Genomic DNA, 11,503 nt, shown 5'->3' with positions numbered 1-11,503 from the left:
TATAAACTAAAAATCAAACAGGCGTTTCCAGGTGATTGACCAACTGTTTTGGAGAAGAACCTTATTTTATTACTTGATCATTTAGGTATTTATTCCAGACATTCTCAAACCAGTTATTGTCCTCAGGAATTGGCTTTACATCCTGCCAGCCAAATTCAAAATGTTCTCCTTTATATTTAATGCGCTGTATTTTTTTGCTTAAATTACCATCCTCTAAACTAAATCTAAAGTTATCGTCTAAACTTTCTAACGGGAGTTCTCCCTCTTCATCCTGAACAAGATAGGAGCCACGACTTCTGCCTCCAAGTTCAATATAATCTTTAAAGGCTGTTAGATAAACGTACTGAGCTAAAAGCAGATCATAGTTTTGAAAAGCCAGACTTAAATCTCTGCTGGAACTTAAACTGCTAATTTCTCCCAGTTTTTTCAATTCAGTTTCAGCCTCTTTTAAAGCAGCTTCTATAGAACTTAAATTTCGGATATGAGCACCAGCTCTGCTCATTCTCTCTCCCAATTTTTTTCTGATATCTATTACATTAGAATCACTTTCTTTTGCAAGTGACTGCAGAAATTTTCCACCGAGCTGAAGTTTCTTTTTAATCTGCAACTCAGCTTCAGCTTTAAATTTTTCTACAGCAGGTGCTTCTTCCTGATAGCGGGCAGTTATAAACTGTGCAGCTCTGGTACTTCCCACCTGGCCAGAATTTAGGGCAGTTCCACCTGGTCGATAAACACCATGACTTCCATTCACTTCTCCTACCGGGAAGAAATGAGCCAGATTGCTTTCCCACCAGATATTACCTTCTAAACCGCCATTGTTGTGCTGAGCACAGACTGCAATTTCCAGCATTTCATTTTCCAGGTCGATACCATTATCAACATATAAGTCGACTGCCGGCTGATTCATCTTTTTTAATCTCTCAATTGGAGTCCCAAATAAAGCATCAGAATTTTTAAGATACTCTGCGGCTTCTTCTCCCAAAAGAGAAAAATCTAATTTACCATTATCTGATGCAAATTGAGGATTATGGCGGTAGTCCAGCCAGACTCTTCTGCCTTTAATTACAGTTTCATTGTAAACCAAAATATCAATTAAAGAAGATCCAAAATCTTTAACTTTTCGGGGATCAAAGGGCCACTGATAGCCTTTAAGAAAAACTGCATCCAGCATTTTTCCGGGCTCAGCAAAATATTCTTTTAAAAATTCTTTTTTATCATTTCCATCCTGGTCGGTAGAAATGTAGGTAGGTAAAACCTGCTGGTAGGTTCCTGATAGATTCCAGCGAAATTTAATTGAGGCAATTCCGTACTGCCACTCAGTTAAATTTTTTCCCTTAACTCCTGCTTCAAAGGCAAGACCAGAAGCTCCTGTCTGGCTGCCTGGATAAACAGAGGTGTCATATAAACCTGCTGGGCCGCCGGTGGCATAAACAATATTTGTGGCATTAAATAAGGTGTAGCGTTTGCCTTCATTATCCAGCTGCTTTTTATTAAGAGTTAAAAGACCAACTGCATTTTCCTGATCTTGATCAGTTAAAACTGCTATTACCTGATAGTTATCAAAAATTTCAATACCTTTATTTTTAACCTCTTTTTCCAGTTTTTCAGTCATATAGCGAGAAGTCAGAGGTCCGGCTGATGTTGCACGTTTTCGGGGATCATGATCAGTTTTATAACCCACATACTCGCCAAAACGATTATGAGGAAAAGGTACACCAATATCAACCAGATGATAAAAAGAACGAGGGGATAAAGCCGCTTCTACCAGTGCAATATCTCCATCCATACTACCACCGGAAAATAAGGTTTCTGCCATGTCAAACACTGAATCCTGATCCTTACCACCTAAAGTTAACTTATAATATGTCTGTTTATCTGAACCCGTATTGCGGGAAGTTCCCATCTTAATACCTTCTGTAACAATTGCTATATCTTCTTGTCCAAAATTATAAAGTCTGTCTGCTGCATTAAAACCAGCAGCCCCAGACCCAACTACAACTGTATTTAAAGAATAAACATCTATCTTTTGTCCTTCAATTTGAAGCTGATCTTTTTTCATTGTTTCCTCCTCAAAAAAATTAAATTTATGGTATCATTTTAAGCTATTTGCTTAATAATTATCTGCATAAATTTTTTCTAAAACTTTGTTTTTGATTATAAAAAAGCTAATTGTCAGAGCATCAGCTGCTTCTCCAGCTGTTAGAGCAAGAGCAGCAATTATTGCTGCATTAAGCTCCATTGTTAAGGCTAAAATTAAAAAGACTAAAACTACAAAAATGAGCCCCACAATTTTAGCTGCTGCAATAATATTGGTAGTCTGCCGCTGCATCATTACTCCCCAGAAGGTCTCCCTGAAGGCTCTGATAATTGGAAATAAAATAAAAGCAAAAATCACCTTTTTGACTATTGCAGCAATTGCAGGAGAAACTGAAATTAGTCTGATCAAAACAAAATCTCCAACTTCTGTAAAAGCCAGAACGGCGAGAATTAAACTGACAATTGTTCCTGCTGCCAGCGAAAACTTCAATATTTTCTGCCAGTTATTCTGATTTAATTCTCGAGCATAAACAAGTGAACACTGATGCAGCTGATCGAGGGGACCAACAAAAATCATTACCAGAGTCCAGCTGACACCATAAGCTGCCAGATCATGAGTTCCAATACTGGTGCGCACAATTCCACTTTGAACTACCGGCTGAACAAAACGGGCCAGAAATGCCATTATTGCAATCGGTATAAAAAATTTAATTATTCTTTTAAAGTTAACTTTTTTACTTACATTGTCCGGCAGACTATCAATCACTCCACTAAAACTGCCAAAAGTATAACGTAAAGCAAAAGTAATAAAAAACATTTCAATTGTAATTCCAATTAACCAGACCCCACTGGCTGCAGTTACACCAGCCACAGCCTGATTTAAAGTTACCCAGAGCAAAATTAGAGAAATACTGATAATTCTGACTACCACTCCAGGAGTAATTAAGTTTGTTTTTTTGAGACTAATTGCCAGACCCTGCATAATATTTCTTATTGATTCCACCAGGGGGATAAAAGCCATAATACTCAGAGCCTGATAGGCAAATTTAATTTCCTGTGGATTTTTTAAACCAATAATCTTTTTAAATACAAATTCACCTAGAGGTGTATATCCAAGAGAGGCAATCATCAAAAAATATAGGACTCCAAGGCCAAAAATAAAGCGGCTGACAAATTTAAAGCTGCTGTGATCATCGACCAGTGAAGTCACAGTCTGTCTTGACATATGTATTGGAGATTTAATAATATTGGTTATGCTTTTAGCTACTGCATAAACAGCCAGAGTAATCTCCGGAAACGGAAGTCTGGCCAGACTGGCATTAATCGCATTGTGTGAGATTCCAATAATAAGCGGCATTACAGCAAGGGGTAGAAAAAATTTAAGTAAGTGCTGATATTTTATTGCTTCAATTTTATTTTTTATATTCTTCTGCATCAAATTCTCCTATTGGATTATTCTTATTTATAATAATACTAGACCTTATAATATTAGACCATAATCTTTATTTTTTTGATTATTTAAAAACTCTATAGCAGCTGCAGCCGAAACTGAATGCTCTGCATTTTTAATGATTTCCAGTGCTATTTTATTTTTTTTATTTAAAAAACGATAGACCTTTTCTATTTCTTGATATGCTCTTCTGGCAGAATCAACTGGAAATAGGTGATCTTTTTCTGCAGCCTGGATTAAAAGTGGTTTGGGAGCAATGGCAGAAATAATTGTCGGTAATTCCGCAATATTTAATACACCAGGCAAATAATTGTCCAGACAGTGACGCCGGGCCATGATACTGTCCTGATAATAAGAAGTATAACCGCTAATCACGGCTGCTTTTATATTATCTTCAAATAAAGCAGCTAAAATTGCAGCCGGTGCCCCTCCCGAAAATCCAAGACAGCTAATTTGTTCTGTCATTACATCACTTCTTGCTGCCAAAATTTTAACAGCAGAAATAATATCCCAGAGTCTGAGTCTGAGAATACTCTGACCATATAACAGAAGCTGCTGCTGATCCGATAACAGGAATTGGCTGTTGGATTTTCTTTTAAATCTGGATCTTTTTGATAATCCTCCTTCAATCTGCGCTCACCAAAACCAATTAGCTCCGGAACAAGAACAATATAACCTGCCTCTACAAAATCCAGAGCCAGATTATTGTGACAGGTCGCTTCCTTTAACTTTTCTTCGGTTCCATTTAAACCCAGTGTTTCTCGATTTCCATTTCCATGGCCGTGTGCTAAAACAATCGCCGGATATTTCTCTGCATTTTGATCGGGAATTAACATATAGGCAGGAATTTTAAGGTAGCCTTCAACCTGATAGGCAATTCTGATTCGACTGTAAGTTTTAAATTCACTTTTCTCCAGGATTTTTAGTTCAGTAACCCGGGAAGACTGAGGAATCCCACCAATTAACTCAGCTATTTGTGCCTTAAGTTTTTGCCGCCACAGACACCATTCTTCCCGGCTTTCAGCCTGAAACTGCAGTTCAGGCTTGTTTTCCTGACAGCTGCTGTTTTCAATATTTAAATTGTCAATATTTTTAAATTTAAACTGAGCTTCCGCTTTCAGCTTAAGCTTAATATTTTTTAAGTGCAGTCCATCTAAATCACTGGCACTTAGACCATCCTCACCACTTAGCTCGATATTTTCAAGAGTAATATCCTTCATTTTCTTTTCCGGCAGCCCTCTCAGTACAACCGGCTGCTTAATATTTTTACCCTTAATATTACGGACTGTTATATTTCTGAATAAAGGCGGCATTTCACTGCGGGGTTCAACTGTTGTCGCATCATAATACATATTTAAAATTATTCCCTGGTCACGTAAATTGTTAATTTCAATATTTTCAAAAAGAAGATTTTCTACACAGCCGCCCCGGCCGCGCATTGATTTTAAACGAACTCCCCGTTCTCCACCATTAAAGACGCAGTCATGAACATGTACATTTTTAACTCCACCAGACATTTCACTGCCGATTACAACTCCACCATGTCCTTCTTTAGCCTTACAGTTGCGAATCAATAAGTTTTCAGTCGGCTTATTAACTCTCCTGCCATCTTCATTAATTCCAGATTTGATGGCTATACAATCATCACCGGTTTCAAAATCACAGTCTTCAATCAGCATATTTTTACAGGAATCCGGATTTATGCCATCTGTATTTGGTCCATCTGTAATAATTTTCAAATTTCTAATTATTGTATTTTCACAGTAAACCGGATGAATGGTCCACATTGGTCCATCAACAATTGTAATCCCTTCAATCAAAATATTTTTAGAATTAATTGGCTGAATAAACTGAGACCTTAATCCTTCTTCTCTACCAAAAATTCTATCTTCAACTGAAATTCCATTATATTCAGCATCATATAACTCTTTAGCGGCGTCATGCTGAGTCTGCTTCCAGTTTTAAGTGAACATTACTCTTAAAATGAATTGGTCCTGTAAACCAGTCTCCTGCAGGAACAACAATTGTCCCTCCACCCGCTTGATAACAGCTAGCTATCGCCTCAGCAAAAACTTCAGTATTATCAAACTTACCATCTGGTACTCCACCAAACTCTTTAATATCAAATTCTCTATCTGGAAACTCAGGTCTTCTCACTTCTATTTCAAAATTATTTTTTAGCATTGTTACCTCCAATATACAATTAATAATCTTTTAAAGATGCTTAAGATAAATTCAAACTCGAATAGATTTTATAATCCCTTTTTAAAATTGAATTAGCTGTTTCTTATCTGCTGATTCTCTAGCCTGCAGAGCAGCCTCAGTTACTCTAAAAGATTCTTCCGCACTAATTAAGCATTCTCCCTGACCTTTAACCCAATCTAAAAAGTCAGCAAATATTTCTTTATTTGCGACTAAAGGAAGTTCTCTGCTCCCTTCAATCTGATCATTAATTAAATAAACTTTTTCTTTTAAGACCTCAATAACTCCCTTATCACCAGCTATTCTAATCCGATCATCATCATGACTGGTAGCATTCTGAGGTCTGAGATAATCGATATTTACTGAACCAAAAATCTCATCTTCAAAATTAAAATGACAGAGAGCAGAAACCTCGAGTTCCCCGTGATTCTGGTTGGCTTTAGTTGAATGAGAGGCATACACCGATTTGAAATCTTTACCGCTCAACCACTGCATCCAGTCAATAGCATGACTTCCAACCCAGGGAATAGTTCCACCATATGTTTCTCGTTTTTTATAAAATTCAGCCCGCTGACCTAAGCGGTATGATTTTTGAGCATTCATTAATCTTACCTCTCCAATTGCTCCTTCTTTTATATATTTATAGACAGTTAAAAACCAGGGCTTATAGCGAATTCCAAACATAGAAACAAGTTTAGACTCACTTTTTTCGTAAGCAGATTTAACATCATCCAGTTTGGCAAGAGTGGTGGCAATTGGTTTTTCTACAAATAAATCAATATTTCTATTTAATACTTCAACTGCTGCATCTGCATGATCCCCAAAATGACAGGCAACAGCAGCCACATCTGGTTTCAGATCATCCAGCATTTCTTTATAATCATTATATTTTTCTATTTCATAGTCTTTTGCTAACTTTTGATATAAGGAATCTACATTTTCTCCTTCTGATCCAGGAGCAATTCCTACAATCTGATCTTCATAATTATCCTTAAGTCCATTAACAACATAATTAGTATGACCGGTTGATCCAATTAACACTATTTTCACAGCTAACACCTCTTTTATTATTTTGTGGAAAACAATTTCCGATAACTCAAATGTGAATATTAAGAAAAACATAGTTAAAGCTTCTCCAGCTTAAATTATATTTAATTTTTGCACAGAGAAGCTTGAATTTAAAACCTGGATATTAAAAATAATTATAAAGTAACTCCATCTTTAAAGATTGCTATTTCTCGATAATCATTAATTTCATTTTTGGTTTTAGTTTTCTTAGAAGCAAGGTCAAGCAGATATTCAAAAAATTCTTCTGCCAGAGAGTCCATTTTTCGACCTTCAAGCAGTTCGCCTGCATTAAAATCAATCCAGTTGCGCTTCTGATTATACAAACGATTATTAGTTGAAACCTTAACTGTTGGCACCGGACCACCAAAGGGTGTTCCTCTACCGGTAGTAAACAGCACCATATGGGCTCTAGATAATGAGAGAGCAGTTGTCGCTACTAAATCATTTCCCGGACTCTCCAGTAAGTTTAAGCCACTACCTGTAACCTGGTCACCATAAAAAAATACATCTTTAACAATTCCCGTTCCACCTTTTTGGGTACAGCCTAGAGATTTCTCTTCTAAGGTAGTAATTCCACCCTCTTTATTTCCCGGTGATGGATTTTCGTAAATTTCCTGATCATGAGAGAGGAAATAATCTTTAAATCCATTGACTAGCTCAACTACTTTTTCAAAAGTTTCTTCATCTCTGGCTCTATTCATTAAAATAGTTTCGGCACCAAACATCTCTGGAACTTCAGTTAAAATACTTGTTCCACCATAACTGGTAAGTTTATCAGAAATTCTGCCCAGTAAAGGATTAGCTGTTACTCCAGAAAAACCATCTGAGCCTCCACATTTTAAACCAATCTTTAATTCTGAAACTGGAACTTCTTCCTGCTTAAAATCTTTAGCGTAATTTACCAGATTATCTAAAATTGACTCTGCTGCTTTTTGATCATCCTGTACATCCTGCAGATTGATAAACTTAACTCTCTCTGAATTATAATCGCCGATATATTTTTTGAAATCCTCAATTAAATTGTTTTCACAACCCAGACCAACAACCATTACAGCTGCTGCATTGGGATGATTAACCAGACCCGCCAGAGCTTTCTGAGTCATCTCTAAATCATCACCAAGCTGAGAACAACCATAGGGATGAGGAAACGCATGAATACTGTCAATAACTTCATTTTCTATTAATTCTTCGTATTTCATCTCAGCTTTTAAAGCTATTTTTTCCACTACTTTATTGATACAGCCGACTGTGTTGATAATCCAGATATCATTTCGAATCCCAACTTTACCGTTTTCACGTCTGTATCCCATAAAAGTAGGCATCTTATCTGGTTTTTCTTCCTCAGGTAGATCAGGCTGATAATCATAATCCAGTTTTCCTTCTAGAGCAGTTTTTAAATTATGGGTATGGATCCATTCTCCTTTTGTTATTTCTTCAGTTGCTTTACCGATTGGAAAACCATAACGGATTACCTTATCACCTGCTTTAAAATCTTTTAAAGCTACCTTATGTCCCACAGGGATATCACTTAAAATCTTTATTTTTTCTCCTCTGACTTCAATTACTTCTCCAGCATCTATTTCTTCAACTGCAATCACAATATTATCATTATCATTAATTAACAAAACTCTGGCTCCCATAAGAACCTCCTCGATTACAAAATAACCTGGAATAATAAATCCCAGGCTATTTGAATTTATATTTTATTATTTCTCAGCTTATTTTACGTTTTTAAAAAAAAGTTTCTTTGGTCCATAGTAACTTACATGTGCAACCAGATCTGAAGCTACACTGTAAGGCATTCTACCACGATCAACCTGACGGCCGACAACATTGGCTAAGGTTCTTCTAAACATTTCTGAACGAGAAGAATAAGACATTAATTTTCTGGAGTCTGTTACCATCCCTGCAAGATTATAAAATAAATCTACAGTTGTAACCTGCTGCAGCTGTCTTTCCATCCCAAAGGGACTATCAGTTAACCACCAGGGAGCTCCTAATGAAACATTTGGAAAAGCTCTGGAAATTGTAGAAGCTGTAAACCAGTGAGTTGGCTCCATTGTATAAAGTACAATGTCTAACTCAGAATCAAATTTATTAACAAAATACTTTAAATTCTCAGCCAGCTCAATATCACTATTAGAAATATCCCCACCTGTATCAGGGCCTAAATTTTCATAAAGGCTGTCTCGATAGTCTCTAACAGCTCCAATATGCAGCTGGGTTACCCAGCCGCTTTCCTTATTTAATTTAGCGAATTCAACTAAAGTAAAGGCTTTAAAATCTCTAATTTCCGCTTCAGTTAATTCTTCACCATTAACTGCTTTTTTATAAATCTCAGCAGCCTTTGATTTCTCAACTTTATAAGAAATCGGCTCCACAATCCCGTGGTCACTGGCTACACAGCCCATTTCATCAAAATAATCGTGAGACTTTTTAAGAGCAGTTAAAAGACCATCTAAATCGTTAACATCCTGTTCATAAGCATCTCCTAATTTTTCAACATATTCAGACCAGTTTTGGTGTTCAATATTCATTATTTTATCAGGACGCCAGGTAGGAAGAATCTTTACTCCTTCTACCTCTTCTTTTGCTTTTTTATGATTTTCCAGGCGAGAATATGGCTCATCTGTAGTACACATAATCTCAACATTCATTTCTTTTAATAAATTCTGGGGGCTCATTTCTTCTTTAGCCAGCATATTCTTAGTTTTTTCCCAAATCATCTCTGCTGTATGCTCAGAAATAGGCTCTTCAATTCCAAACCGTCGTTTTAAATCAAGATGAACCCACTCATAAGTTGGATTTCCTGCAATTTCTGGAAAGATTTTTGCTAAAGCCATCCATTTTTCTTTATTGGAAGCATCACCGGTAATTTTTTCTTCCGGAACACCTCTTTTACGCATCATCTCCCAGACATAGTGGTCAGTTTCAGCTTCAACCTCCCAGATATCATTCCAGCCTTCATTGGCTAAAATTTCTGGCACATCTCCGTGGTTGTGTGCATCTAAAATCGGTAAATTTTCAATTTCTTTGTATAATTTTTTTGCTGTTTCACCTTCAAGTAAATAATTTTTATCTAAAAAAGACATTTTATTCCTCCTAATGTGATATTTAACTTTTGAAAATGTTTTCATAATCATAATATCATCTATTTTAATTAAAATCCATAACTAATCATAAAATAAATTATTTTTTGTAAAAACCGAGTTTGCTCAGATGTTTGCCGATATGTCTTTCTAAAGCTCGGCGGTATTCCTTATCATGTTCATCCCAGAATTTATATAATTTATCTCTAAAAAGATAACGTCCATCTTTTTTATCCTGAAGTATAAAACCATAGGTAATATGCAGCAGCTGTCTTACTTCATCAATTTCTAATAACTCTCCCAGTTCCTGGTCACTAAGCTGTGCCAGCTCCGGTAGTTGTGAAAGATCAGTAGTCACATGATAGAATTCTTTAGCTGCTTCAAATTTTTCTAAAGCATAAGCATGAATATCCCGATATAATGAAGGGTCGTTTTCAGCAACTACTCTAATTGCCTCCAGCCAATTAGTACCGGCAGTTTTAACATGGACTCTCCCCTGAGTATGACGGCCAATAATTGGGAAAACACTAAATTTATCACTACCAGAATGGATACTTAATTTATAGCCAAAACGTTCTGCAATATCGGCATGAATTTTAAATTCTTTTTCAAACTGCTCCAGATCACCCATATAATCAATACCCTTCTGGAATTCCCCCACAAAACGTGGAGCCAGAGAATTAACATCAATATTATTTCTTTTTAATTCATTGGCTACAAAGAAATGGGCTTCTGGTGTAGTAGGAGTTGAAGTCTCATCAATTGAAATTTCAAAGTCTACATCTTTATCTGATTTTTTGATCAGGTGCTGAATCTCCTTAGCAAAATCGAGCATCTTATAATAAATCAATACTATTTTTTTGAAATTATCCTGATTATATTCAAGCTGATAACCGGAATTGAGTACAAAAGTTTTATCTAAATACTGATCTTCCAGACCATCTCTTAGATAATCAGGTACTTCCTGATAGGCCTCTTCTATTTCAGCTTCAGACATCTGATCAAGATTATCATTGATATATTCTGTGCAATCTAAAGTAAGCATACTATAACCAAGATCCAGCGCTTCTTGAATATCAGGTTTTTCTTTTAAATGATCAGCATCAGCAGCAAACCCATCCTGATATCCTTCCTGAAAAACAGCCCAAGTGACATCATCAAGCACCGATTTAAATGTCCGACCAGTCAAATTGAGTTCTCTTACTGACTGCTGGGCAAAGACAGGTAGGGCAGCACTATCCTTAACAGCTTCAATGTGCCCGGGAGTTGCAATACCCAGTCGATCTCCAAGCCCAATACTGGGTGTCTGATTTCCTAAAGCTTGAGGAGCAGTAAAAGGAAAAACTTCTCGCAATAGATCTGCATTATAGTGGCTTAAAGGAGCAACTTTTGATTTAAAACCTGCCAGTTCCTCGGTTTTACCCTGAAACAGTTCGAAATTTTTACTTTTGTTTAAAATCACCAGTTTCTTTTTCTGATCAATTTTAGCCAGAAAATAAAATGACTTTCCTTCTTTAATTATAGAACGAGGGTAAATTCGATAATCTTCTGCATATTCAGCTACCTTTTTAACAGCCTCTTTTGAAGTTCCAACAAGTTCTTCCGCAAAATCTTTCCAGGACATAATATTACCTCCTTAAGATTGAGAAACAATATT

9 protein-coding genes are annotated in these 11,503 nt (G+C 36.3%); all 9 read right to left on the bottom strand.

Annotated features, from left to right (window positions below; translation table 11 throughout):
- Window positions 1–61: 61 nt before the first annotated feature.
- A complete protein-coding gene (locus tag DFR79_RS05035) occupies window positions 62–2,059 on the bottom strand; it encodes an FAD-dependent oxidoreductase (RefSeq protein WP_133514416.1) in 1,998 nt (665 codons plus the stop codon).
- Window positions 2,060–2,110: 51 nt separating this feature from the next.
- On the bottom strand, window positions 2,111–3,472 hold the full coding sequence (locus tag DFR79_RS05030) for a hypothetical protein (protein WP_133514415.1): 1,362 nt from the start codon (window positions 3,470–3,472) through the stop codon (window positions 2,111–2,113).
- 45 nt (window positions 3,473–3,517) lie between these two features.
- Window positions 3,518–3,952 (bottom strand): hypothetical protein, encoded by a 435-nt coding sequence (locus DFR79_RS05025; RefSeq protein WP_243727713.1) that lies wholly within the window; start codon window positions 3,950–3,952, stop codon window positions 3,518–3,520.
- Complete coding sequence (locus tag DFR79_RS05020) at window positions 3,952–5,334, bottom strand: glycosyl hydrolase family 28 protein (protein WP_279512865.1); 1,383 nt, start codon at window positions 5,332–5,334, stop codon at window positions 3,952–3,954. Before DFR79_RS05020 ends, DFR79_RS05025 begins: the two co-directional genes overlap by 1 nt.
- A gap of 91 nt (window positions 5,335–5,425) precedes the next feature.
- Window positions 5,426–5,671, bottom strand: a complete 246-nt coding sequence (locus tag DFR79_RS05015; protein ID WP_133514412.1) for a glycosyl hydrolase family 28-related protein — start codon at window positions 5,669–5,671, stop codon at window positions 5,426–5,428.
- Window positions 5,672–5,752: 81 nt separating this feature from the next.
- Complete coding sequence (locus DFR79_RS05010; protein ID WP_133514411.1) at window positions 5,753–6,739, bottom strand: Gfo/Idh/MocA family protein; 987 nt, start codon at window positions 6,737–6,739, stop codon at window positions 5,753–5,755.
- 152 nt (window positions 6,740–6,891) lie between these two features.
- Window positions 6,892–8,397, bottom strand: coding sequence for a UxaA family hydrolase (locus DFR79_RS05005; protein ID WP_133514410.1), 1,506 nt, complete (start codon window positions 8,395–8,397; stop codon window positions 6,892–6,894).
- A gap of 78 nt (window positions 8,398–8,475) precedes the next feature.
- Window positions 8,476–9,849 (bottom strand): glucuronate isomerase, encoded by a 1,374-nt coding sequence (gene uxaC / locus DFR79_RS05000; RefSeq protein ID WP_133514409.1) that lies wholly within the window; start codon window positions 9,847–9,849, stop codon window positions 8,476–8,478.
- A 97-nt stretch (window positions 9,850–9,946) separates the two neighbouring features.
- A complete protein-coding gene (locus DFR79_RS04995; protein ID WP_133514408.1) occupies window positions 9,947–11,470 on the bottom strand; it encodes a tagaturonate epimerase family protein in 1,524 nt (507 codons plus the stop codon).
- Window positions 11,471–11,503: the final 33 nt, after the last annotated feature.

This window comes from Halanaerobium saccharolyticum (genome assembly GCF_004362045.1).
GTDB lineage: Bacteria > Bacillota > Halanaerobiia > Halanaerobiales > Halanaerobiaceae > Halanaerobium > Halanaerobium saccharolyticum_C.
Note: the sequence above shows the minus strand (reverse complement) of the source record. Positions and strands in the feature narration are given on the sequence as shown.